Below are 25,746 nucleotides of genomic sequence, written 5' to 3' on the forward strand. Positions count from 1 at the left end.
ATCCCCCAGTGCTTTTTCTTTAATCGATAATCTGTAAATTTTTCGGGTATGCTGTTAATATCTCGGCACCGTTTTTCGTCATGAACATCATATCTTCAATACGAACACCGCCAGTACCTGGAATATAGATTCCTGGTTCGATGGTGAAGCACATTCCTTCTCTCAAAGCGAGCGTATTATCACTGCTCATCGAAGGATATTCATGGACTTCAATTCCGAGTCCGTGACCAACCCGGTGATTGAAATATTTACCGTATCCTTTCGATTCAATATATTCACGTGCTGCTTGATCGACTTTATTTACTGGCGTTCCGAGCTTCGAAGCTTCAATAGCTTTTTCATTTGCTTGGAGCACCGTCTGATATATTTCTTCTTGTTCCGGTGTAACAGACTTATAGGCAACCGTACGTGTAATGTCTGAGCAATATCCATCAAAAATAACGCCGAGGTCGAATAAGACCATGTCACCTGCAGTTATTTTCTTCTGACCAGGTGTTCCGTGAGGGGAAGCGGTTTTCGCACCGGAGAGGCATGTCGTAGTAAATGACATCTCCTGGATACCTTGCTTTTTCATTTCATATTCAATTAAAGCGATGATATCCAGTTCCGTAGCACCCTCTGTAATAGCTTCTACACCCGTTTTAATGGCGAGATCGGCAAATTGTGCCGCTTGCTTCAACAGTGTATATTCTTTTTTACTTTTAATAACCCGAATATCAGCAAGTATGTTTTCCAAATCGAAGAATTCTACATTTTGGAAGCAAGACGTCAGATTATTGTATCGTTCCAACGTGAAATGGTTATGCTCGATGGCCATTGATGCCGGTAATTTTTCCTGCCCGCGGAGGAAATCATTTAATAACTGCCAAGGGTTTTCATGGTCATGATAACCGATGATCGTATCGTTCCAGCCGGCAGCTTTCGCGTCTTCTACTTCCATGGCAGGAACAACGATTATTGGGTCGATTGTTTCACTGACATATACTGCAATGACCCGCTCATGGGGATCCGTGTAATAATTGCTTAAATAATAGAAGTTAGCTGTAGAAGTTACCAAAGCACTATCAAAGTTATTCCGTTTTAGTTCTTTTATCAATTCTTCTATGCGTGTATTCAAGTAAATCACCTCAAGTAACATATATTACTATCTAGTATAGCACTCTGAATTATTTTTAGCATTTTATATTTTTCTTGAAACCTTTTTTATTCCAAACTCGTATTAATAAGCAAACAGTTCCATATGGATGTTGACCCAATTTGGCTATTCAATTTTAACAATATTTCAAGGAGGAGATTATATGTTTCAATTTTTCAAGCGAATGAAGACGGTAGTAAGTTCAGAACTGAATGCGATGATTGACCGGGCAGAGGATCCGGTTAAAATGCTCGATCAGTTCCTGCGTGATATGGGAGAAGATATCAGAGAAGCGGAGCAAGCTGTTGCCAAGCAGATTGCAAACGAAAAGATGTTAAAGCGGAAAGTAAATGATACACAAGCATTAGTGGACCGTCGTCAGGAACAAGCGGAAAAAGCAGTAGAAGCGGGGAATGACGACTTGGCCCGTCGTGCACTTCAGGATAGACGGGAGCATGAAGGAACACTCGCAACGCTCACCGAGTCTTGGGAAAAAGCCCAAGCAGATGTAGAGTCTCTACGTGATAAGCTTGACGAAATGAAGCGGGAATATAATGAAATGCGATTGAAGAAGGATTCCCTAAAAGCCCGTGCGGAATCTGCGAAAACAAGAACAAAAATGAATCGTACAATGTCATCCATCAGCAGTGATGATTCCCGTCAAGGATTTGAGCGTATGGAAGAGAAAGTATTACGTTTCGAAGCGGAAGCAGAAACGTCCGAAGACCTTTCTCAAGCAAGCCGTACTTTGGATGATGATTTCAGGGATTTAGTTACGAATGATGTAGATGATGAACTTGCAGCGCTGAAGCAGAAAATGGGTAAGGGCGACAGCGAAAAAGGTGAATAAGGAATAGAAGGCACCGTTTAATGCGGTGCTTTTCTTATGGATAACTTGTTATCGCTTAACATTCTTTAGACAGTATGTTTTAATTTTAGTATAGATAGAATTTTTTCTAAAAGGGAGAGATAGTAAATGAAAGTATCTTATCATGGTCATTCCGTCGTTAAAGTTGAAACAGGAAAACATACGCTATTAATCGATCCATTTATTACGGGAAATGAAGCTTGTGACTTAGATCCGAATACTGTAGAAGCAGATGCTATTTTACTAACTCACGCGCATAACGATCATGTAGGGGACACGCTTGAAATTGCTAAACGGACGGGAGCATTAGTCGTTGCCCCGAATGAACTCGCCGTATACTTAGGAACAAAAGGAATTGAAACCCATCCTATGCATATCGGTGGATCCCGGGAATTTGACTTCGGTAAGGTGAAATTTACCCAAGCATTCCACGGTTCGTCTTACACTGACAATGATGGTTCTATCATTTATGGCGGAATGCCAGGAGGAATTCTATTCACCGCAAACGGGAAAACAATTTATCATGTTGGAGATACAGCGCTATTTACCGATTTGAAGATGTATGGTGAAATGAATGATATTGAAGTTGCATTTATTCCAATCGGTGATAACTTTACGATGGGGCCGGAGGATGCACTTATTGCAGCGGATTGGATCAATGCAAAAGTAAGTGTGCCAGTCCATTACAATACGTTCCCGGTGATTGAACAAGACGCGGACGCTTGGGCAAGCAAGGTGAAAACTGGAGAAGGACGAGCCTTGAAGGTTGGAGAGTCTATAGAACTATAAACTTCTGAAAAATAGTAAACATAAAGACTATATAAATGCTCAGCATGCGTTTATATAGTCTTTTTTTATCACGCATTAACGATCTACAATACCCCCGCCTCTAAACAGGAGGTAAGCCTAACATGTGAAGGTGGGGGATATATAGTCCGCAAATCCCTGATTCTGTTCAACTAACATTCAGTGGCGGAGGTAAGGAAACCCCCACTGAATGAAGTTTCACTTTATGTTTTTTGCTAAATTTACTAATTAAGCTAACTATTTCTATGGATTGGTGCTATAATCACAGGCATAAAGGTTTATTTTTTTTATGATTTAGGGGAGTGCACATAATGGAGTTATTCTTATCAATTATATTTTTTCTGTTTGGTGCGACTTTCGGGTCGTTTTTTAATGTGGTAGGGATTCGCTCACCAAAAAGTGAAACGTTCGTTAATGATCGGTCTTACTGTCCGAAATGTAAGAAAACCTTGACGTGGTATGAACTAATCCCAATTATATCTTACCTATTACAACGAGGGAAATGCCGAAATTGTAATGAAAAGATATCCGTAATTTATCCTGTTGTAGAGAGTCTTACTGGTGCTCTGTTTGTACTTAGTTACCTAACGATAGGATGGAACGCTGAGCTTGTAACCGCACTGTTACTCGTCTCGATGCTGATGATTATCTTCGTCTCAGATATCCATTATATGATCATTCAAAATAAAATTTTGTTGTTTTTTCTTCCGCTGTTTATTATTTTGCGCTTTATTGTGCCACTCGACCCTTGGTGGTCACCGATTGCAGGAGCAGTTGTTGCTAGTGTACTCCTAGCATTGATTATTTTAGTTAGCAGGGGCGGAATGGGAGCAGGGGATATGAAGTTATTTGGGGTACTCGGGATTGTTTTAGGCTTACATAATGTGCTGCTCGCTTTCTTTTTAGCCTGTCTGATTGGAGCGATCGTTGGAAGTTTATTGATCGCTTTAAAGATTGTAAAGCGAAAACAACCGATTCCTTTTGGACCTTATATTGTGGTGGGAGCTTTGATTGCTTATTTTTATGGGGAAGAAATTATTCAACTATATACCAGCTTTTTCTAGTAGATGGATCCCTATAACAAGTGCATTCATAAAATATACTAAATTCTTGCTTCTGTTCTTTTAAATACTTAAACCTCATAAACTAATAGCAACGAAAGGAGGGGCCACACATGAAAAACCAACCAATCCTCCGACTTCTGCTTGCAGGTTTCATGCTTTATTTTGCCTGGCCGAAAATCCCACAAGCGACATCAACCCTTGAGATGACTTATTGGGCGATGTGGCTGTTGTTCTTTCTTGCAGTAGTTGGAGCTAATTTTGCAAATCTTTTACAAATGATACAACCACCAGTAATGGAACAGACAGTAGAGGAAAACAAAGTTCGTGACAAACATTGAGTTATTACGCCTTAAACTGTATAATTGAATTAAAACTTTGGTATAGTACAGATGAGGCGGTGTTAACAATGGCTACAAAGCACGAAATGATTTTACAACACATTTTATCGTTGGAAGTTGGCCAGAAAATCTCCGTACGTCAAATAGCGAAAGATCTGGATGTTAGTGATGGAACCGCATATCGGGCAATTAAAGAAGCGGAAAATCAAGGACTCGTAAGCACGATTGAGCGGGTAGGAACTATCCGTATTGAAAAGAAGAAAAAAGAAAATTTCGAGCGACTGACGTTTGCAGAGGTTGTTAATATAATTGATGGACAAGTTTTAGGTGGCAGGGAAGGGCTGCATAAAACACTTAGTAAGTTTATAATCGGTGCCATGCAGCTGGAGGATATGATGCGTTATACCGACGCAGGTTCCTTACTTATTATCGGGAACCGGGTGGAAGCGCATTATAGTGCGCTAAAAGCTGGAGCGGCTGTGTTAATAACTGGAGGATTTGATACAGACGAGAAGAATAAAAGGCTTGCGGATGAAACGGATTTACCAATCATCTCAACAAGCTATGATACGTTTACCGTAGCATCGATGATCAACCGAGCAATATATGACCAGCTCATTAAGAAAGAAATTATTTTTGTTGGAGATATTGCGACACCATTGGAAGAAACATTTTATCTTAAAACGAGTGACAAAGTGAAAGATTGGTATAAGCTGAATAAAGAGTCAACGCATACACGTTTCCCTGTTATTGATAGCAAAAAGCAAGTTGTCGGTATGGTTTCGTCTAAAGATATTGTTGGCCAAGACGAGAACTTGGGGATTAATAAATTGATGAGTAAGAAACCCCATGTTGTCCAGTCCAAGACATCACTTGCTTCAGCATCCCATACGATGGTCTGGGAAGGTATTGAGCTATTGCCTGTAGTGGATGAATCAAGGGAATTGACCGGTGTTGTATCACGGCAGGATGTGTTAAAGGCGATGCAGCAGATTCAGCGGCAGCCGCAAGTTGGGGAGACGATCAGTGATATTATTAATAGTAATATCGTCGCTAGTGAAGATAATCCCCATGTGTTTATTTCAAAGGTTGTCCCACAGATGACGAATCATCTCGGTACATTAGGTCATGGTGTATTTACCGCGCTAATTATTGAAGCGAGCAGCCGACTATTGATGGATACTCGGAAAGCAGATCTTTCCATTGAAAATATAACGGTTTACTTTACCAAGCCGGTACAAATCGATAGTGATTTAAGTATCCACCCAAAAATCCTTGAAATCGGCCGGTTGTATGCGAAGATTGATGTTGAAGTATATGATGATCGTATATTAATTGGTAAAGGGCTTTTGATGGCTCAACTCATCAGTCGATAAAACAATGCCGGAAGAAGCTTACGCAAGCAGTAAGCCATTTAGGCTATGCCAGGTGCAGATTGGACGTGGCTAGTACAGGCAACTTTAGTTAACCATAGCACCTTAATTATATAAATTTCTGAATGAAAAATGCCCCCACTTGCTGGGTGCACTTTTCATTCAGATGGATGGAGTCTGCGATATTCATTCTTGTAATGTTTCGATTCGTTATATCCACGGACAATTTGCATACCGCCCAAGATGGCGAAGACGATTCCGATGATTATGGAAAGTACACTTTCGTAAAAGAAATATTGGTTGATACCGAAAAGAAGAATGAACGCACCGAGACAGAGGCGGGATCTTCCATTAAAATATTTCTGCGTTAAGATATCTTTGCTTTTCACAATTGCAACCTTATAATAAACATATAAGACAATGGAAATAACAATACCGATAGGGAATATAATCATTCAATCTCTCCTATATATGCATTCTATGAAACCATACATTGCGATCACAAGTCTATTTTAACTTGTTTTCATTTATAATGCCAGTTCGTTCCGATTAAAAGAGAGAAGAATGCTTAACAAGATGGTAAGATTGGAGCTGTAGTATGGAGAAGCAAGCAATTATTAAAGAAATTAAACAAAATGACACGATAATTATCCACCGGCATGTTCGACCGGATCCGGATGCTTTAGGTTCGCAGGCGGGGTTGAAAGAAATCATTCAATCTTCTTTCCCGGAGAAAGAGGTTTATATCGTTGGGGAAAATGATCCTGAATTCGACTATCTTGTGAAAATGGATACTGTTCTTGATGCGACATATGAAGGGGCGCTTGTTATTGTTTGTGACACAGCGAATACACCGCGAGTTGATGACGGGCGTTACGTGAAAGGGAAAAAAATAATAAAAATCGATCATCATCCGAATGTTGATCATTATGGTGATATTCAGTGGGTAGATACAACAGCAAGTTCAACGAGTGAGATGATTTATGCGTTATACGAAGCAGGGAAAGAGGATGGACTTGTTTTAAATGATGAAGGAGCGCGAATGCTGTATGCAGGGATTGTCGGAGATACGGGCAGATTCCTTTTTCCAAGTACAACGAAGAAAACATTCCAATATGCTGCGGAACTCGTGACGTATCATTTCAACCGCTCGGAATTATATGAGAATCTCTATAGTGTAGAGACGCATATTCTCCGCTTGAGAGGATATATTTTAAAAGAATTTGAAATGTATGATTCAGGCCTTTGTGCTGTGAAATTAACGAAGGAGTTGCTTGAAGCGTTCCAAGTTTCACCAGATGAGACTGGGCAGCTTGTTCAAGTCTTCGGAGATGTAAAAGGGATTAAAGCATGGGTCATTTTTGTTGAAGAAGATGAATTGATTCGGGTTCGTCTCCGTTCGAAAGGACCGATCATTAATGATATCGCAGCTAAGTATGAAGGTGGAGGGCATCCGATGGCGTCTGGTGCAACCATTTATAATTGGGAAGATGCTGATCGGGTCATCCATGATCTAGATGAAGCTTGTAAAAATTATTCGAAATAACCCAGACTTCTTTACCGTCTGGGTTATTCCCAATTCTTTGGATCCTCACGTTGGGGGATAATCCAACAGCCAGCAGGAGTCTTATCAAACACCACATTCAAATTTTCCTTTGCAACATCCCGTTCGAGTAACCGAATAAGTTCTGGGGATTCAGCAAATGCATTTTCCCCGTTTTTCAACTGTTCAATTTTTTGATTTAATAATGACTTTGTAGGTATGACCATTGCGCTTATCCTCCTTTACCACGTATTAACGGTCTGTAATATCCCCACATCTAAACATGTGGGAACCCAAAATGTCAAGGTGGGGATAAACAGTCCGTAAATCCCTGATACTGTTCAACTAACATTCAGTGGGGAGGTAAGGAATTCCCCACTGTAATGAAGTTTCACTTTATCATTCATCCTATGGGCTTTTGACAAATAGGTTCCTATTCTTCTCGAAAAATGTTCAATTCGCTATACTAGCGTCAGCAACGATTCTAAGCTTCGGGGCAAAGATTAAGCGGGTAATGGAGAAATGGTACGTGACATTATCTATTGTGAAGGCTTTGTTCTCAATTGCCGAGATGAGCAATTCTTCATTAGAAGATACGATAAGAATATCAGTGCCAATTAGGTGGCTGATTTCTTCCTTGATTAATGTTTTCAGCTGGGAGACGAGCAAGCTGTCATTCTTCAACACATCCGGATTGGAAATCGTAATTTCAATTTCTTCTATCGCTAGTTCGGTGTCCTGATCTTCCTGGCTCTCAAGCAATACTTTATTCTGTTGCCTTAAGTCGATAATTTCCTCGCCTAACTGATAATTCTCTGCTAGTAAGTCTTCATACATGACACCGTACATATAAATTAAAACGAAATAACTAATAAGGCCGCCGGCAAGAACACCGATGAAGAATCGTTGCCATTCCGGGCGTTTATAATAAGGGGGGAAGTGCATTTACGACATCCCTTTCTCGGTAAGCCATTCAATAATTGTAATGCCAACCTTTACTCCTCCCATTGCTGAGATGATGAGGAGAACCTGTTTCACTAGGTCAAAAGTTGAACCATCGAGTAAACCTCTCTCTACATTCGCAATTGCATCGAACGTTCCACCGATTGCTGCTACAATCGCCCAAATACGCAGCCGGTCCGCGATTCTTGTCATGGATGATAACGGGGCTTCCCCGGTTGCAAAGTCGCCGATACTCCCGATAACCGAACCGCCAAGGATTACGCCAAGTGCGATGAAAAAACAATGGATAAATGCTGCGAAAAACCGTTCCTCCATGATGCGCTTCACTCCTTTTAGCATGTCCTTTAATATTTTATGTGCCGATTGTTGCGTTTATGAACCTCCTGAGAATAACGGGAGAAAAATACGTAAGCGTATGCTTGTTCTTATATTATTGTTATAATAGAAGTCAGTGAAAAGAAGGTGGGATTGTATGTCTTACATACATTTACAAGTTAGAAGCGGCTATAGCCTGATGAACAGTACAATTACCATTGAAAAGTTACTAAATAAAGCGAAAGAGCTACAATTTCCGGCACTTGCCCTCACGGATGAAGGAGTACTTTACGGCACGATTCCTTTTTACCGGGCATGTCAGAAGGCAGGAATTAAGCCGATCATTGGCTTGATTGTACCGGTTGCAACGGATGAACAAGGATCGGTTTCGAAGCTTACCTTACTTGCAAAGGATAATAATGGGTATCATCAGCTAATGCGTTTGAGTACATTTCTGCAAACGGGAGATAGAGCGGCACTCTCCTTGGAAGATCTAGCAAATCATTCGGCAGAACTTATAGGTATCCTACCACTTAAGGATACGGAACTTTCTTCTAAATTGAGTGAGAATAGTTTCCAGGATGTAAAAGAGTATTTGCATGCATTTGAAGGGTTATTTGGAGCGGAAGACTTTTACATTGGTATCGAAGAAGGTGGGAGATCCACTACGCTACTCAAGGCTTATGCTGATACATATCCAACCAACATTACAGCTATCACCGACGTCCATTATCTCGAGGAAAAGGATGTATACAGTTATGATTGTCTTCTTGCTATGAGAAGCAGCAGGCAGTGGGATATGCAATTGTCAACTCCGGCTTTACAGAATAAGCATTTACGCACTGTGCAGGAAGTAGAGCTAGAACTTGGAGAAATTTTCCCTGAAGCAATTCGTGAATCGGTAAAAATTGCAGAGAAATGTTCGGTTGAAATTGATTTTACGAAACGATTCCTTCCAACTTATCCGCTCAAAGAAGGGGTAGATGTACATACCTATTTAAAAGAACAATGCTATTTGAAACTAGAGGAAAAGTACGAGAAAACGACGCCAGAAATTAAAGAGCGTTTAAATTATGAACTAGCTATCATTAAGGCGATGGATTTTAGTGATTATTTCTTAATTACAGCTGATATTATTGCTTATGCCAAAGAAAAAGGAATCGTTGTCGGTCCAGGGCGGGGTTCTTCAGCAGGCTCCCTTGTTGCTTATACGCTCGGGATTACGGCTGTCGATCCTATAAAATATGATTTACTGTTTGAACGTTTCTTAAATCCGGAAAGGCAGACGATGCCAGACATTGATATCGACTTTTCCGACGAGAGACGTGATGAGGTCATTGCGTATGTCAGGGAAAAGTATGGTAAGGAGCATGTTGCCCAAATTATTACGTTTGGTACATTTGCAGCAAGATCATTAATTAGGGAATTGATAAAGACGCTTGACGTGGAACAACAAGATGCAAGATTTATTTTAAAGGAAATTGCCACCCAGCCGTCGAATTCTATAGTAGAGATGATGAAAGGTCTCCCGGAATTAACGGATTATATTAAGCAATCCACTAAGTTGAAGCTATTATTTTCTATAGCTGTCCGTTTGGAAGGTTTGCCACGTCACATCTCAACCCATGCGGCAGGTGTTGTTATAAGTGAACGGCCATTACGTGACCACGTCCCACTTACAACTGGATCAGGTGAAACTTATTTAACTCAGTTTGCCATGAATGATCTCGAAGCAGTTGGTCTTTTGAAGATGGACTTTCTCGGTCTAAGGAATCTGTCTTTACTTGAAAAAGTCATTCAATCGGTCAACTATACGCGGAAAGAACCACTCCGTTTAGAAGCAATCCCTGTCGAAGATGCAGAAACGTTTAAACTCCTGCAGGAAGGTCGGACGAATGGAGTTTTCCAATTGGAGTCAGCTGGGATGAAGCGAGTATTAAAAGAGTTACAGCCGACCGATTTTGAAGATATTGTTGCGGTCAATGCCCTTTACCGGCCAGGTCCAATGGATTTCATCCCGACTTATATCGCAAGGAAAAATGGACAGCAGACTGTCGAGTATCCCCACCAAGACTTAGAGCCAATCTTGGAATCGACCTATGGTGTGCTCGTTTATCAGGAGCAGATTATGCAAATCGCAAGCAGAATCGCTGGTTTCAATCTAGGGGAGGCAGATATTCTACGGCGGGCCGTCAGTAAGAAAATTTATGCAGTCATGGAAGAAGAGCGCCAGGCATTTATTGAAGGTTGCTTGAACAATGGTTATACAAAGCAAGTGGCTGAGGAAATATTCAGTTGGATTGTCCGTTTTTCCAATTACGGATTCCCGCGTAGTCATGCGGTTGCTTACAGTAAGATTTCATATCAATTAAGCTACTTAAAAGCAAATTATCCTGCAAGCTTTTTTGCCGAAATTCTAAGTGCAGCTCGGAATCAGCAGGATAAAATTCAGCTTTACTTAAAAGAGATGCATGAGATAGGTCTGGAACTTTTGCCACCATCGATTAATCAGAGTTTCGGTAAGTATTCAGTGGAAAAGGGGCGGATCCGGATGGGACTGCGCTCGATTAAAGGAATAGGTGGGGATGCAATTAGGGCTATTATCGAGACGAGGAGAAAGGCACGTTTTAAAGATTTGTTTGACTTTTGCCTAAGGGTGCCAAGCGAAACAGTGAAGCGTTCCACGATTGAAAACTTGATCCTTGCCGGCGCCTTTGATGACTTGTATGGCAACCGTGCAAGTTTACTTGCCTCCATTGATCAGGCGATGGAGCAAGGAGAATTATTCCGTGAATTTTATGACCAGCCCAATCTTTTTGAAAACCAACTTAGTCTAGAAGGAAATTATGTAGACATAGAAGATTTCACTGTCGCGAAGAAGCTTCAAGATGAGAAGGAATTGGTTGGGATGTATATTTCCAGTCACCCGCTGAAAAATTATCGTACCAGGCTTCGTGCGAGTGGTTACATGCAACTCGCTGCACTAAAGCATCTCTTAAGAAAGAATGATACGAAGATTGTTGTGATCATTCAGGAGATAAAGCAAATTCGAACGAAGCGCGGTGAACAGATGGCATTTCTTGTGATTGCGGATGAACAGGATACACTGGATGCTGTCATCTTCCCTGATACGTATAGGGAAGTAAAGCGCTGGCTTGAGGAGGAGCAGCTTGTAGCCATTACGGGTAGAGCGGAAGAAAGAAATGGTCGCTTACAATTTGTTGTGCAGAATATGGAACTTTTCAATGAAGAGAATCTTGAACAAAAGTCAGAAAAAATTATTTTCATCAAATCGACGAAAGAAACGAATCCGGATGCACTTAAAGTCATTGATCGAATTGCTAAAGAGCATCCAGGGGGTACAGCGATTATTTTATATAATGAAGCACAGAATCAATCATATAAATTAAAGGAAAATTATTTCCTCCATCCATCTAGCGCTACCTTGAACAAGTTACGGACTTATTTCGGAAAAGACAATGTCGTCATGAGAAAAGTCTAGTCTTGTACGAAGCTTTACAGAAGTTTCTCATTTGATATAATATAGAAGTTGCAGGTGGTCTGACCACTAAAACGAACCGTTAACCGTCTAAATATGGGAATATTTAAAGGGGAGATTATAATCATGGCAAGCCTAAGAGATGAAGCATTACATATGCACAAAGTGAATCAGGGTAAGTTATCGGTTGAGTCGAAAGTTCAGGTGAACGATGCAAAAGATTTAAGTCTCGCCTATTCACCAGGTGTAGCAGAGCCTTGTAAAGAAATTTACGATCGTACGTCTCGTGTATACGACTACACGATGAAAGGAAATATGGTTGCTGTCGTTAGTGATGGCTCAGCAGTGTTGGGGCTTGGTAATATCGGACCGGAAGCAGCACTTCCTGTTATGGAAGGGAAAGCTGTCTTGTTTAAGAGCTTCGCAGGGGTTGATGCGTTTCCGCTTTGTTTAGCAACTCAAGATGTGGATCAGATTGTGAATACAGTAAAACTGCTGGAGCCCACTTTCGGTGGTGTGAACCTGGAAGATATTGCTGCACCAAACTGCTTCATCATTGAGGAGCGCTTGAAGGATGAAACGAATATTCCGATTTTCCATGATGATCAACATGGAACAGCAATTGTTACGGTTGCAGGCTTAATTAATGCACTTAAACTTGTCGATAAGAAATTTAAAGACATTAAAGTCGTATTAAGCGGAGCAGGAGCCGCGGGGATTGCGATTGCCCGATTATTAGAGAGCTTTGGTGTACGCAATATGGTAATGACAGATTCCCGTGGGGCAATTTATGACGGCAGAAGCTATGGAATGAATGAGATTAAAGAAATGGTTGCCCAATTTACAAACCTTGACAAGGAGGAAGGCACGCTTGAAGACATGCTGAAAGATGCCGACGTATTTATTGGCGTTTCTGTTGCGGGTGCTCTTACAGAAGGAATGATTGCGAAGATGAATAAGAATCCAATCATCTTTGCTATGGCAAATCCAGAACCGGAAATAATGCCAGAGGAGGCAAAGAAAGCAGGCGCGAAAGTGATTGGCACTGGTCGCTCTGATTTCCCGAACCAGGTGAACAACGTATTGGCATTTCCGGGAATTTTTCGTGGGGCACTAGAAGTACGTGCAACAAGAATTAATGAAGAGATGAAAGTAGCTGCGGCAGAAGCAATTGCTTCTCTGATATCGGACGAAGATTTGAATGAGGACTATGTGATTCCTGCACCATTTGATGCACGTGTTGCTCCAATTGTAGCAAAAAGTGTTGCGAAAGCTGCAATGGAATCGGGTGTTGCCCGTATTCAGGTCGATCCGGAAGAAGTAGCAGAGAAGACGAGAGAACTAACAGGGAATTATGAATAAGAGATGAAGAAGCTTGAGAAGGGATAGATGTTTAAGGTGTCAAATCCTTCCAAACCAAAAGTATATCAAGGTGTGCTAGAGGAATTACGGGTCTATATTAAAGACAATCATCTATCACCTGGTGATAAACTGCCTTCGGAACGAGAATTAGCCGATAAATTACAGGCAGGCAGATCTTCCGTCAGAGAAGCATTACGTGCACTCGAATTATTAGGGCTGATTGAAACCCGTCGCGGTGAAGGTACATTTTTAAGATCCTATCAATCGTTACAGTCTGTGGAATTATTATCTTCATTTATTTTATTAGCAGATAGGACAAGAGATGAACTCCTTCAAGTAAAAACTATGATTGAAAAAGAAGCGGTGAAGTTAGCATGCCCGAATATGGATGAAGTTGCAAGGTCCAAGTTGAACGCTTCGATCAACCAGACAACTGTACTTGAGGAAAAACATACAATTTTTTTCACTTATTTACTTAAAAAAGCGAATAATCAATTATTGCTAAAAATCTGGATGCTGTTGGAAGAATTCTCAAGTTCCATCACAAAAGCTCATTATGATGAGCATTTTTATAACCAATTAATGGAACTCTTGGCAAAAAAGGATTACGATGCCATAGAAGAGTTATATAAACAGCAAGATCATCAATTATATGACTAAATCCGAATAGCTTACAAATTATGACAGTATTTTCTTCTTGGATAAGCTATGATGTGGAAGAGATATGCAAAGCACGCTGTTAGAAAGAAGGAGGTATGATCTTGCTAAAAGATATATTTGGCAAGCGCAGACGATATGCATCGATACCCAGTGAACAAGGGAAGATGGATGTTCCGGAAGGTCTCATGCAGAAATGTAGAGGATGTAATAAAATCTTTTACAGAAAAGAAGTGAAGAAATCCCTTCATGTCTGTACGAACTGCGGCTACCATCATCCACTTACCGCTTGGGAGCGGATTGATAGCCTCTTTGATGTAGACACATTTGTTGAATGGGATGCAGAGATCTCTTCTGCCAATCCGCTAAACTTCCCGGATTATATAGAAAAAATAGAAAAAGACCAAAAGAAAACGGGCTTAAATGAAGGGGTAGTAACTGGAAAAGGTTTAATTGACAGCCATCCAACTGCCTTTGCCGTAATGGACTCGAACTTCCGAATGGGAAGTATGGGTTCAGCAATTGGTGAGAAAATTGCCCGCGCGGTTGAAAATGCAAGAAAAGAAGAAATTCCGTTCATTATTTTCTCAGCATCAGGAGGCGCAAGAATGCAGGAAGGTGTTCTAAGCCTTATGCAAATGGCTAAGACGTCGATTGCTATCAAGCGATTCAGTGATGCAGGAGGATTAATGATTTCTGTTATGACCCATCCGACTACAGGAGGAGTGTCAGCAAGTTTCGCATCTATCGGTGATTATAATTTCGCTGAACCAGGTGCATTAATTGGCTTTGCAGGCAGAAGAATTATTGAACAAACAATCAGGGAAAAGCTTCCCCAGGATTTCCAGACCGCCGAATTCCAGCTGAAGCACGGACAATTGGATAAAGTAATCCACCGGAAAGAAATGCGTAATACGCTTGCCCAGTTGCTGAAGTTGCATGAGAAGGGTGGAGAATAAGAAATGAAGCACGTATTGGATTTTGAAAAACCGGTAGTCAATTTAAGAGAAAAAATTGCCGAGTTGAAAAAGATCACACAAGATAGCGAAATGGATTTAACGGATGAAATCTCAACCCTTGAAGAAAGATTAAAGGTGTTGGAAGATGATATATATGGGAATTTGAAACCGTGGGAACGGGTGCAGATGGCAAGACATGGCGAGCGTCCGACGACACTTGATTATATCGAACGTTTATTCACTGATTTCATCGAATTCCATGGAGACCGTTTATTTGGAGATGATGCCGCTATTGTCTCTGGTATTGCTTTTTATAAAGACAAGCCAGTTACCATCATCGGACACCAACGTGGTAAGGATACGAAGGAAAATATCCGTCGTAACTTTGGGATGCCACATCCAGAAGGGTACCGGAAGGCATTACGCCATATGAAACAAGCCGAGAAATTTAATCGGCCAATTATTTGTTTTATCGATACGAAGGGGGCTTACCCTGGAAAAGCAGCAGAAGAACGTGGGCAAAGTGAGGCAATCGCAAGAAATCTAATGGAAATGGCAGGTCTAACCGTCCCGATTGTATGTATTGTCATCGGGGAAGGCGGTAGTGGAGGAGCCCTTGCTCTTGGTGTTGGAGATTACATTCACATGCTTGAGAACTCAACCTATTCCGTTATCTCGCCTGAGGGAGCAGCGGCGCTCCTTTGGAAGGATGCTAGTTTAGCTAAACACGCGGCGGAAACGATGGGAATTACTTCCTACGATTTGAAGAAACTTCATGTCATAGATGAGATTATTCCGGAACCGCGGGGTGGTGCACATCGTGATGTCGATGAACAGGCAAAATTTATCGATACAGTCCTATCAAAATCCCTCAAGACACTAGCTACATACGATGAAGAGGAATTATTAGAAAAAAGATGGGAAAAATATAAACAAATTGGTGACTACATGAATCGATAAAAAATAGGCGGTGCTTTGTCTTTTTAGTGACAAGCGCCGCGTTTTTTGTTATTTTGGCGGTGAAATAATTGCTATTTTGCCGTTTTTTATTTATCTTTAATGTAGTGAGGTAAAATGATACAGGGTATACAAAATTAATAGTACAGTTTTTCCTTGCTTGAGAATAGATGTAAAAGTTGAACTCATGCTTGTACTCATAAAACCTATATTCGAGGTGAAGAAGATGAAACGAATTGGAATATTAACAAGTGGAGGCGACGCTCCGGGAATGAATGCAGCAATCCGGGCAGTCGTACGTAAAGGTATTTATCATGGACTGGAATTGTACGGCATTAAGTACGGTTACCAGGGATTGATGGAGGGACGAATCGAAAAAATGGAAATCGGCTCGGTTGGAGATATTATCCAGCGGGGTGGGACGATGCTTTATTCAGCCAGAAGCGATGAATTTAAAACTGATGCAGGCCAGGAAAAGGCAATTGAGCAGCTGAAGAAATTCAAAATTGATGGCCTCGTTATTATTGGCGGAGATGGAAGCTTCCTTGGTGCGGAGGCACTTACTAAAAAAGGCTTCCCTTGTATTGGAGTCCCTGCGACGATTGATAATGATATAAAGGGTACAGATTTTACAATCGGTTTTGATACAGCACTGAATACCGTTATTGAAGCAATTGATAAAATCCGTGATACAGCTACTTCGCATGAACGTACCTACATAATTGAGGTAATGGGTAGAGACGCGGGCGACCTTGCATTATGGGCAGGGCTAGCTGGTGGAGCAGAAAGTATCCTTATTCCTGAAAATAGGGAGGACTTCGATAGTATCGTTGATCGTTTGAAACGCGGCCACCAACGTGGGAAGCGTCATAGTATCATTCTCCTCGCTGAAGGAGTAGGTAGCGCTTTTGATTACGGTAAAAGAATTGAAAAGGCGACACAACTCGAAACACGGGTAACGGTTCTTGGCTATATTCAACGTGGAGGCTCGCCTACCGGAGCAGATCGTGTGCTTGCAAGTAGACTAGGAGCTCGCGCAATGGAGCTTTTAATGAATGGAAAAGCGGGTAGAATGGTTGGCATAGAGAATAATCATCTCGTTGACTATGCCATTCATGATATCTTTGACAAGCCAAGTACAGTTCATGAAGAAATGTACACTTTATCGAAAGAGTTGTCGATTTAGCATATACAAGGAGGAATTACATTGAGAAATACAAAGATAGTATGTACTATTGGTCCTGCTTCTGAATCGGTGGAAACATTAGAGCAATTGATGGATGCAGGTATGAACGTTGCAAGATTAAACTTCTCCCACGGTGACTATGAGGAACATGGTGCCCGTATTAAAAACATCCGTGAAGCAGCAGCGAATCGAAATAAAAATGTTGCAATTCTATTAGATACGAAGGGGCCAGAAATCCGTACAAACCGCTTCAAAGGTGGTAAGGCGGAAATACAATCTGGCAGCACTGTTTATATTGCAATGGATGAGGTCGAAGGAAATGCGGAACGGTTTTCTGTTTCTTATCCAGGATTGATCAATGACGTTTCAGTTGGTTCGAAGATTTTACTAGATGACGGTCTGATCGAGCTAGAAGTTGTTTCAATCGATAAAGAAAATAATGAAATTGCAACAAAAGCTCTAAACTCGGGAGAAATTAAAAATACAAAAGGTGTGAACGTACCAAACGTATCGTTGAACCTTCCGGGTATGACGGAAAAAGATAAAGAAGATATTATTTTCGGTATTAAAAACAATGTCGATTTCATTGCGCCATCCTTTATCCGCCGAGCATCTGATGTACTGGAAATTCGTCAAGTGCTGGAAGAACATCTTGGCAACAGGATCAACATCATTCCTAAGATTGAGAACCAAGAAGGTGTAGACCGCATTGAAGAAATTTTAGAAGTAAGTGACGGCCTCATGGTTGCGCGTGGGGACCTTGGTGTAGAGATTCCTGCTGAGGATGTGCCACTTGTACAGAAGGAATTAATTAAAAAATGTAATCTTGTAGGTAAACCAGTTATCACTGCTACACAAATGCTCGATTCAATGCAGCGTAACCCGCGACCTACACGTGCAGAAGCTTCAGACGTAGCAAATGCTATCTTTGACGGAACGGATGCAATCATGTTATCTGGTGAGACTGCAGCAGGTATGTATCCTGTTGAATCAGTCCAAACGATGAACAATATCGCACTAAAAACAGAATCTGCACTCCAGCATAAAAATATTTTAAGCGAGCGCTCGAAGCTTGTTGAAATGACAATTACAGAGGCAATTAGCCAGTCGGTAACTCATACGGCGATGAACTTAGATGTCCAAACAATTATTACTCCAACAGAAAGCGGTCATACCGCGCGTATGATTTCCAAGTATCGTCCGAAACAGACGATTTTAGCTGTTACGTTTAATGAACGTGTAAATCGCCAACTCGCACTTGTGTGGGGTGTACACCCAGTTCAAGGGGAGAAGACAGATTCCACTGACGAAATGCTAGATGTTGCGATTGAACGTGCATTATCAGCCGGTATTTGCAGTCATGGTAACCGTGTAATTATTACAGCTGGTGTTCCAGTAGGTGAAAGTGGTACGACGAACTTACTGAAAGTCCATATCATTGGAGATGTGCTTGCAAAAGGTCAAGGAATCGGCCGTCAAAGTGCTTACGGTAAAGCAGTAATTGCGCTTAACAAAGAAGAAGCTATTCAAAAGGTTTCTTCCGGCGATATTCTCGTTACTTATGGTACAGATCGTGATATGATGCCAGCAATTGAAAAAGCCGGCGGAATTATTACAGTAGAAGGTGGATTAACTTCACATGCTGCAGTAGTCGGTCTAAGTCTTGGCATTCCAGTCATCGTTGGAGTGGAAAATGCTTTAGAATTGCTGAAAGACGGTCAAGACATAACAATTGATGGTACAAAAGGCGATATTTATGATGGCCATGCAAGCGTACTGTAATTAAAGTGATAAGCAATGTTTTTCTAGTGAAGAGAAGCATTGCTTATTCTTCTATAATTAACTTCTACACAAAAAATCAAAATAGAACACTTTCACTCAGCATAAGTATTTTGTGCATTAAACAGTAATCCAAATCACGCCTTTCCTCGGAGCAGTCCAGACACCTCGAGACTCCTGCAGGAGGAAAGGCATAGGTGAGACCCCGCAGTACGCAAAGCGTACGAGGAGGCTCATCAGCCGCCTGCGGAAAGCGAGAGGTGTCTGGACTGCGGACCCCGGAAAGAGAGTTGCACTTACGCTGAATGAAAGTATAAACGATTCTGGATAAGTTCCATAAGGATTGGCTGGAAGGTTAAGGCTGTAAAAGCTGGTTCTATATCATAAAGTTAGCGTGAAAGGTTGTGAAGGATATGCGAAATTTTTTAATTGGCTTTCTTTTATTCAGCTTGCTCGAAATCGGTTTACTCGTTTGGGTAGGCAGCCATATTGGAGTCTGGTGGGTGTTGTTCCTAATTGTGGGCACAGCTGCACTTGGACTTATTTTTGGTAGAATACAAGGATTTGAAACATGGAATCGGGCGCTCCGTTCCATGGAGAGACAAGAAGTACCGACCTCCGAAGTTACGGATGGTCTCTGCATTATTATTGGAGCTATTTTGCTAATTACACCAGGCTTTATCTCAGATGTAATCGGGTTGATTCTACTTATACCATTCACAAGAAATTTTCTTAAACGCAAAATTGCGAACATCCTTAATAAAATGGTGCAAAAAGGGGTCATTATTTATAGGAGGTTCTAAGTTTTCCCATTGACATAATGGATCAGCCAGCGGAAAAATCCGGAATCATACATCCCTTTAAACAGCACGATAAAAATCGGTGCAAGGATCAATCCGGCAATCCCAAACATTTTAAGTCCGATAAAAGCGGCAATTAGCCAGGCGAGTGGATGGATTGCTAAATTCACCGAATAGACTTTCGGTTCGATTAATTGTCTTACAACGATTACGATGCCATAAACAACTGCAAGCCCAATCGTCAGACTATAATTTTCCGATAAAAAAGAATAGCCGATCCACGGAATGAATAAAAGGCCTGTCCCAACGAAAGGAACCAGCTCGACTAATATCATAAATAAGGCAATCGTTAAAGCATGCTCGACTCCGATTAATAATAATCCGAAGAAAATGATATGAAAAGAAATCGTAATTAGAATGATTTGTGCCTTCACATAACCTAATGTTGATCGTTTCATATAATAAACAAGATGCTGCAGCCATTCACTCCATTTTTTCGGAACATGCCCTGCAAAGAATTCTTTCACACGAGGGAAATCTGCTGATAATAGGAAACTTGCAAATAAGATGAAGAAAGCGATGGCTAGCGATTCTGGGATTATCGCAAGATTCCGCGGCACGGACAATAATAATTGTTGGAAGAAAACGCCAACGAGACTACCGAAATGTTGAAATAAATTGCTGAAATAATCTTGAATGAAGAGCTGGTCACTTGGGGAAAGTTCATTAAAAAATCGAAAGACCTGTTCATAAAGTGGTAAGATTGTCGTTTGGAAGTAATATTCCACAATCGTACCAAACTGATGAAACCGTTCTGGCAAAATTTCCGCTAGATAAGCAATCCCTTCATAAATCTCCGTTACAACAAGAAACAGTATTCCCACCAACAGAAACAATAAAATAAATAGAATAACGATACTAGCAAGCGGGCGAGGGAATTTAGCCTTTTGTTGTAGAAATTTTACAGCTGGTTCCATGGAAGATGTTAGCAAAAGAACGAGCGTGATCGGGAGAATGATTGAAAATGAGTAGCGGATAAGAAAAAAACCACCGATACAAACTAGTAAAATGATGCAGATTTTAAATATTTTTGTTAGTATTGACTTGTCCATAGAAATCCCCCAAATCATTCTTTCTTTAAGATACTATGCCAGCAGGTGAAAAAATAAAACTGCAAAACGAGGAATTTAATGGCGTTTTTAAGTATTTAAGCACTTTCAATTCACTTTAACCGGCAATTACTATATAATTAATCTGGGGAAGACAATATTATATCGAATCAGCAATAGATAGGGTTCGGAAGGACTAGCTAAGCAAAAGAAAGCCATTACATATAATATTGTCATGGAGTGTATGAATATATAGAAAAGGAGAGGTTTAAGTATGACAACTACAAAGGGGTTAGAAGGTGTAGTAGCAGCCGAATCATCAATTAGTTCTATTATTGATGACCAACTTACATATGTTGGTATTCCAATTGATGACCTAGCAGAAAATGTGATCTTTGAAGAAGTGGTTTATCTACTTTGGCATTTAAAACTACCAAATAAGTCAGAATTAGAAGAATTACGTAAAGAACTAGTCGAGCATATGAAAGTTCCTGAAGGCTTAATTAATCATTTTAAATCTTATGACTTGAAAGCTGTTCATCCAATGTCAGCGCTCCGAACGGCAATTTCTTACATGGCGCTCAGCGATCCGGATGCCGATCAAGTTGACGCGGAAGCAAATATGAAGAAAGCAATTCGTATCCAAGGGAACATGGGCGCAATTGTGACAGCGTTCGCAAGACTCCGTAAAGGGGAAGAACCTGTTCAGCCGAAACCGAAGTATACATTTGCTGAGAACTTTATTTACATGCTGAATGGAAGAGATCCGAAAGATATTGAAATAGAAGCAATTGACAAAGCGCTTGTTCTTCATGCTGACCATGAACTTAATGCATCGACATTTACAGCTCGTGTATGTGTGGCTACGCTATCTGACATGTATTCCGGTATCACTGCAGCAATTGGGGCACTAAAAGGACCACTTCACGGCGGAGCCAACGAAGCGGTAATGAAAATGCTAAGTGAAATCGGAGAAGTCGATAATGCGCTGCCGTATATTAAAGAAAAACTTGCTAACAAAGAAAAGATTATGGGAATGGGCCACCGTGTCTACCGTAACGGGGACCCTCGTGCAAAGTATTTGAAAGAAATGTCCAAACAGCTCACCGGATTAATCGGCGAAGAGAAATGGTATAAGATGAGCGTTAAAATAGAAGATTATATTAAAGAAGAAAAAGGATTGCCTGCGAACGTTGACTTCTACAGTGCATCCGTTTACCACAGTTTAGGGATAGACCATGATTTATTCACTCCGATTTTTGCAGTAAGCCGTACATCTGGATGGCTTGCACATATTCTAGAACAATATGAAAATAACCGCCTGATTCGCCCACGTGCAGATTATGTTGGTCCGAAGCATGCGAAGTTTATCCCACTTGAAAATCGCGAGTAATTAAGTTATAGATAGTTAATAGGAATAGCTGGATATCTTTCCAGCTATTCTTGATGAATACATATAGGAGGTTGTTGTAATGACACAGGGAGAAAAGATTGTAGTAGAGAACGGTGAATTAAAAGTACCGAATCAGCCGATTGTTCCATTTATCGAAGGAGACGGAACTGGTCCAGATATATGGGCAGCAGCGAGCCGTGTAATTGATGCTTCTGTAGAGAAAGCATATAACGGAGAAAAGAAGATCGAATGGATGGAAGTATACGCTGGGGAAAAAGCATACAATAAGTTTGGCGAGTGGCTTCCTCAAGACACACTTGATAAAATCGACGAATATAAAATTGCAATTAAAGGGCCATTAACAACACCAATTGGCGGAGGATTCCGTTCCTTAAACGTTGCTTTGCGTCAAGAATTAGATTTATATACATGCTTACGCCCAGTTCGTCACTTTAGCGGTGTTCCTTCACCTGTAAAACGACCTGAAGATGTAGATATGGTTGTGTTCCGTGAGAATACAGAAGATATTTATGCAGGTATCGAGTGGGAAAAAGGCACGGACGAAGTAAAGAAAATCATTGATTTCTTACAAAACGAAATGAGTGTTAAAAATATCCGTTTCCCGGAATCTTCCGGTATTGGAATCAAACCGGTTTCTGAAGAAGGGACAAAGCGCCTCGTTCGTTCTGCAATTGAGTATGCAATAAATGAAGGACGTAAGAGTGTTACGCTCGTCCACAAAGGTAATATTATGAAGTTTACAGAAGGTGCCTTCAAGCAGTGGGGTTATGAAGTAGCTGAAGAAGAGTTCGGCGATAAAGTATTCACTTGGGATGAATATGACCGCATTGTTGAGAAAGAAGGAAAGGATGCTGCAAACAAAGCGCAAGATGAAGCATTAGCTAGTGGCAAAATCTTGATTAAAGATGCAATAGCAGATATTTTCTTGCAACAAATTCTAACTCGCCCACGTGAATTTGATGTTGTAGCGACAATGAACCTGAACGGAGACTATGTTTCTGATGCGCTTGCTGCACAAGTAGGAGGAATCGGAATTGCTCCAGGAGCAAACATCAACTATGATACTGGCCACGCAATCTTTGAAGCAACACATGGTACAGCACCTAAGTATGCAGGCTTAGACAAGGTTAACCCTTCGTCCGTAATTCTATCCGCTGTTCTTATGTTAGAACACTTAGGATGGAGAGAAGCAGCAGACTTGATCACAGCTTCCATGGATAAAACAATCGAGTCCAAGGTTGTCACATATGACTTTGCACGTCTCATGGATGGCGCGACCGAAGTTAAATGTTCCGAGTTTGCTGATGAACTAATCAAAAACCTATAAAATTACTAATCCAAACCACCATTTTATATTTTCATAGAATGGTGGTTTTTTACGGACTCCTGGATAGGTAGTTATATTTTTATCATCATCCGCCCATACTAATTAAAGGTAAATTATGTTAAGATTTCTTAATAATATGTTATTTGATATACGGTATGCCACTGGAGATGGTATGATAGAAACGTATAGACAGATAATTAGTTGGTGGAGGAGACGAGAAATCAAAATGAGTCAAAAAATTCTTATCGTTGATGATGAAAAACCTATCGTAACATTATTAAAGTATAATCTGGAAAAGTCAGGGTTCACTACCGATGAAGCCTATGACGGCCCGGAAGCAGTTCGTAAGGCTGAAACGCAAGAATTTGATTTAATTGTTCTTGATTTAATGCTCCCAGAAATGGACGGAATTGAAGTTTGTAAATATTTGCGGAATAATAAAATTGATACACCAATCCTTATGCTTACGGCAAAGGATGAAGAATTTGATAAAGTTCTCGGACTTGAGCTTGGGGCGGATGATTATTTAACAAAACCATTTAGCCCGAAAGAGGTTATCGCGAGAATCAAAGCAATTTTAAGACGCACCATGAAAATGAACCACAATCATTTCAGCTCTATTACAATTGGCAATTTGGTTATTTATCCGGAACGATATGAAGCAGAACTTCATGGAGAAATGATCTCGTTCACTAGAAAAGAATTTGAACTACTTTATTATCTTGCCAAAAATAAAGAGAAAGTGATTTCACGTGATCAGTTATTGAGTGGTGTATGGGACTATGATTTTGTAGGAGATACTCGGATTGTCGATGTACACATCAGTCATTTACGAGATAAAATTGAACCAGATACAAAAAAACCGATTTATATTAAGACGATTCGGGGGCTAGGCTATAAAATGGAGGAGCCTGCTAAATGAATGGACCTTTTTCCAAAGTATTACTCTCTTACATTGTCGGTTTATTCATCATCGTTCTTATAGCAGGACTGATTATTTCCACCTTTGCCGAGAATATTATCTTCTTGATCGCAGTGCTTTTCATTGTGTTTTTTTCTGTTTGCCTTCTGTTTATCCGGATTTATAATAATTATATTTTACCAATTGAAAAGGCATCGAACACCATTAAAGAAATCGGTAAAGGGAATTACCAGGCAAGATTCCATTATACGAGAAATCCATTGCACAATGAGTTGAGCACTAATATTAATAAACTGGCTAGAGAATTGACAGAGTTTTCTCTTCAAGAACAAATCCAATCCGAACAGCTTTCGACCTTAATCGATAATATGGCAAGTGGTCTAGTGTTGCTGGATGAGAGAGGGTATATCCATCTTGTGAACCGTAAATTTATTGATTTGTTCGGTAAAACGGAGAAGGATTATGTCGGTTCATTGTATTATAATGTGTTGGAAGATGAGACGATCCAGGAGACAATCCAAAAGGTGTTCCTTTATGAGGGAAGAGTAAAAGATACGTTCAAGCATTATGTCGGGATTGAGAATATGTATTTTGAAATATCTGGAGCTCCGATCATTAATGAACGTAATATCCCTAAAGGAGTTGTACTCGTTCTTCATGATATAACAGAATTGAAGAAGCTCGAGAGCATGCGGAAAGACTTTGTCGCGAATGTCTCCCATGAACTCCGCACACCTATTACATCGATTAAGGGATTTTCAGAAACATTATTGGACGGTAATCTTGATGATAAGGAAGCGGTTAGTCAATTTTTGGAGATTATCTATCATGAGAGTAATCGAATTCAGATTTTAATCGAAGACCTGCTATCTTTATCGAGATTGGAAAGTGATAATTTCAAGCTCGTCCTGCATAAAATTAATGCTTCGGAATTGGTGGAATCGCTTATGCCAGCACTCGCTTATAAGGCAGAGCGGAAAGATATCTCATTTACAACAGAAGTGGAAGATATTCAGTTCAAAGCAGATAAGGATCGCATTACCCAGGTGATCATTAACCTTGTGAACAACGCCCTGAACTATACACCGGCAAGAGGGGATGTTTCCCTGCGAATCTACAAAGAAGATGAGTTGGTGAAAATCGAAGTCTGTGATACAGGTATTGGTATCCCTGAGAAAGATCTACCACGTGTATTCGAACGGTTTTACCGCGTGGACAAAGCGCGGGCAAGGGATTCTGGTGGAACTGGTCTTGGGCTTGCCATTGTAAAACATATCGTGGAAGTACATGAAGGGGAGATATTAATCGACAGTGAAGCGGATCAAGGTACAACGATTACAGTCTGTTTACCAGCATAAGCAACTAACTT

General features: G+C 40.6%; 24 protein-coding genes. 18 read left to right on the forward strand and 6 right to left on the reverse strand.

Translation table 11 applies throughout. From position 1 onward, the window contains the following. Nucleotides 1-19 precede the first annotated feature (19 nt). Nucleotides 20-1,117, reverse strand: a complete 1,098-nt coding sequence (locus tag WKU33_RS06755) for a M24 family metallopeptidase (protein WP_229782511.1) — start codon at nt 1,115-1,117, stop codon at nt 20-22. A gap of 181 nt (nt 1,118-1,298) precedes the next feature. Here WKU33_RS06755 and WKU33_RS06760 point away from each other — a divergent pair, with 181 nt between their 5' ends. From WKU33_RS06760 to WKU33_RS06780, 5 genes are all read left to right on the forward strand, one after another. Beyond that, nucleotides 1,299-1,985 carry a PspA/IM30 family protein gene (locus WKU33_RS06760; RefSeq protein ID WP_188855575.1) on the forward strand — a complete coding sequence of 229 codons (687 nt, stop codon included), beginning with the start codon at nt 1,299-1,301 and terminating at the stop codon, nt 1,983-1,985. Between the two features lie 126 nt (nt 1,986-2,111). Then, the gene (locus tag WKU33_RS06765) at nt 2,112-2,792 is read left to right on the forward strand and encodes a metal-dependent hydrolase (RefSeq protein ID WP_340453855.1); all 681 of its coding nucleotides are present in this window, start codon (nt 2,112-2,114) and stop codon (nt 2,790-2,792) included. A gap of 329 nt (nt 2,793-3,121) precedes the next feature. Beyond that, a complete protein-coding gene (locus WKU33_RS06770; protein WP_156857709.1) occupies nt 3,122-3,874 on the forward strand; it encodes a prepilin peptidase in 753 nt (250 codons plus the stop codon). Nucleotides 3,875-3,984: 110 nt separating this feature from the next. Beyond that, complete coding sequence (locus WKU33_RS06775) at nt 3,985-4,212, forward strand: hypothetical protein (RefSeq protein ID WP_156857708.1); 228 nt, start codon at nt 3,985-3,987, stop codon at nt 4,210-4,212. 68 nt (nt 4,213-4,280) lie between these two features. Continuing rightward, nucleotides 4,281-5,588: a DRTGG domain-containing protein gene (locus WKU33_RS06780; RefSeq protein ID WP_340453858.1), complete on the forward strand. Its 1,308-nt coding sequence runs from the start codon at nt 4,281-4,283 to the stop codon at nt 5,586-5,588. A 155-nt stretch (nt 5,589-5,743) separates the two neighbouring features. On the opposite strand, the gene WKU33_RS06785 is transcribed toward WKU33_RS06780, so the two are convergent. Next, the gene (locus WKU33_RS06785; protein ID WP_156857706.1) at nt 5,744-6,040 is read right to left on the reverse strand and encodes a YtpI family protein; all 297 of its coding nucleotides are present in this window, start codon (nt 6,038-6,040) and stop codon (nt 5,744-5,746) included. Between the two features lie 143 nt (nt 6,041-6,183). On the opposite strand from WKU33_RS06785, the gene WKU33_RS06790 reads away from it, so the two are divergent. Next, entirely contained in the window at nt 6,184-7,131 is a 948-nt protein-coding gene (locus WKU33_RS06790) for a DHH family phosphoesterase (protein ID WP_340453860.1), read from the forward strand. Between the two features lie 23 nt (nt 7,132-7,154). Here the strand turns inward: WKU33_RS06790 and WKU33_RS06795 are convergent, their stop codons facing one another. From WKU33_RS06795 to WKU33_RS06805, 3 genes are all read right to left on the reverse strand, one after another. After that, complete coding sequence (locus WKU33_RS06795) at nt 7,155-7,355, reverse strand: hypothetical protein (protein ID WP_188855592.1); 201 nt, start codon at nt 7,353-7,355, stop codon at nt 7,155-7,157. A 226-nt stretch (nt 7,356-7,581) separates the two neighbouring features. Continuing rightward, the gene (ytrI, locus tag WKU33_RS06800; protein WP_340453862.1) at nt 7,582-8,073 is read right to left on the reverse strand and encodes a sporulation membrane protein YtrI; all 492 of its coding nucleotides are present in this window, start codon (nt 8,071-8,073) and stop codon (nt 7,582-7,584) included. Then, the gene (locus tag WKU33_RS06805) at nt 8,074-8,406 is read right to left on the reverse strand and encodes a YtrH family sporulation protein (RefSeq protein ID WP_188855594.1); all 333 of its coding nucleotides are present in this window, start codon (nt 8,404-8,406) and stop codon (nt 8,074-8,076) included. It abuts the gene before it with no gap. Nucleotides 8,407-8,563: 157 nt separating this feature from the next. Here WKU33_RS06805 and dnaE point away from each other — a divergent pair, with 157 nt between their 5' ends. The 8 genes from dnaE to WKU33_RS06845 all read left to right on the forward strand — a co-directional run bounded on the left by dnaE (nt 8,564) and on the right by WKU33_RS06845 (nt 19,608). Then, nucleotides 8,564-11,908, forward strand: coding sequence for a DNA polymerase III subunit alpha (gene dnaE / locus WKU33_RS06810; protein WP_340453865.1), 3,345 nt, complete (start codon nt 8,564-8,566; stop codon nt 11,906-11,908). 123 nt (nt 11,909-12,031) lie between these two features. Continuing rightward, nucleotides 12,032-13,267: an NAD(P)-dependent malic enzyme gene (locus WKU33_RS06815; RefSeq protein ID WP_336251582.1), complete on the forward strand. Its 1,236-nt coding sequence runs from the start codon at nt 12,032-12,034 to the stop codon at nt 13,265-13,267. Between the two features lie 27 nt (nt 13,268-13,294). Then, a complete protein-coding gene (locus tag WKU33_RS06820) occupies nt 13,295-13,927 on the forward strand; it encodes a FadR/GntR family transcriptional regulator (protein WP_232334474.1) in 633 nt (210 codons plus the stop codon). A gap of 101 nt (nt 13,928-14,028) precedes the next feature. Continuing rightward, nucleotides 14,029-14,883: an acetyl-CoA carboxylase, carboxyltransferase subunit beta gene (gene accD / locus WKU33_RS06825; protein WP_336251583.1), complete on the forward strand. Its 855-nt coding sequence runs from the start codon at nt 14,029-14,031 to the stop codon at nt 14,881-14,883. 3 nt (nt 14,884-14,886) lie between these two features. Beyond that, a complete protein-coding gene (gene accA / locus WKU33_RS06830; protein WP_156857698.1) occupies nt 14,887-15,843 on the forward strand; it encodes an acetyl-CoA carboxylase carboxyl transferase subunit alpha in 957 nt (318 codons plus the stop codon). Nucleotides 15,844-16,066: 223 nt separating this feature from the next. Further along, nucleotides 16,067-17,026 carry a 6-phosphofructokinase gene (gene pfkA, locus WKU33_RS06835; RefSeq protein ID WP_336251584.1) on the forward strand — a complete coding sequence of 320 codons (960 nt, stop codon included), beginning with the start codon at nt 16,067-16,069 and terminating at the stop codon, nt 17,024-17,026. 21 nt (nt 17,027-17,047) lie between these two features. Then, entirely contained in the window at nt 17,048-18,808 is a 1,761-nt protein-coding gene (pyk, locus tag WKU33_RS06840) for a pyruvate kinase (RefSeq protein WP_336253584.1), read from the forward strand. A gap of 410 nt (nt 18,809-19,218) precedes the next feature. Then, nucleotides 19,219-19,608 (forward strand): FxsA family protein, encoded by a 390-nt coding sequence (locus WKU33_RS06845; RefSeq protein WP_156857579.1) that lies wholly within the window; start codon nt 19,219-19,221, stop codon nt 19,606-19,608. Here the strand turns inward: WKU33_RS06845 and ytvI are convergent. Next, complete coding sequence (gene ytvI, locus WKU33_RS06850) at nt 19,605-20,717, reverse strand: sporulation integral membrane protein YtvI (RefSeq protein ID WP_336251586.1); 1,113 nt, start codon at nt 20,715-20,717, stop codon at nt 19,605-19,607. The two genes, WKU33_RS06845 and ytvI, sit on opposite strands and share 4 nt — an antisense overlap. Before the next feature lie 271 nt (nt 20,718-20,988). Here ytvI and citZ point away from each other — a divergent pair, with 271 nt between their 5' ends. The 4 genes from citZ (at nt 20,989) to pnpS (ending at nt 25,735) form a co-directional block, all read left to right on the forward strand. Further along, nucleotides 20,989-22,107 (forward strand): citrate synthase, encoded by a 1,119-nt coding sequence (gene citZ / locus WKU33_RS06855; protein ID WP_336251587.1) that lies wholly within the window; start codon nt 20,989-20,991, stop codon nt 22,105-22,107. 79 nt (nt 22,108-22,186) lie between these two features. Beyond that, nucleotides 22,187-23,455, forward strand: a complete 1,269-nt coding sequence (gene icd / locus WKU33_RS06860; RefSeq protein WP_188855605.1) for an NADP-dependent isocitrate dehydrogenase — start codon at nt 22,187-22,189, stop codon at nt 23,453-23,455. A gap of 226 nt (nt 23,456-23,681) precedes the next feature. Next, nucleotides 23,682-24,377 (forward strand): response regulator transcription factor, encoded by a 696-nt coding sequence (locus tag WKU33_RS06865; protein WP_336251588.1) that lies wholly within the window; start codon nt 23,682-23,684, stop codon nt 24,375-24,377. Beyond that, nucleotides 24,374-25,735 carry a two-component system histidine kinase PnpS gene (pnpS, locus tag WKU33_RS06870; RefSeq protein ID WP_336251589.1) on the forward strand — a complete coding sequence of 454 codons (1,362 nt, stop codon included), beginning with the start codon at nt 24,374-24,376 and terminating at the stop codon, nt 25,733-25,735. Before WKU33_RS06865 ends, pnpS begins: the two co-directional genes overlap by 4 nt. Nucleotides 25,736-25,746 lie beyond the last annotated feature (11 nt).

It is taken from the genome of Oceanobacillus sp. HCA-5259, assembly GCF_037892815.1.
GTDB classification, from domain to species: Bacteria; Bacillota; Bacilli; order Bacillales; family Amphibacillaceae; genus Oceanobacillus; species Oceanobacillus indicireducens.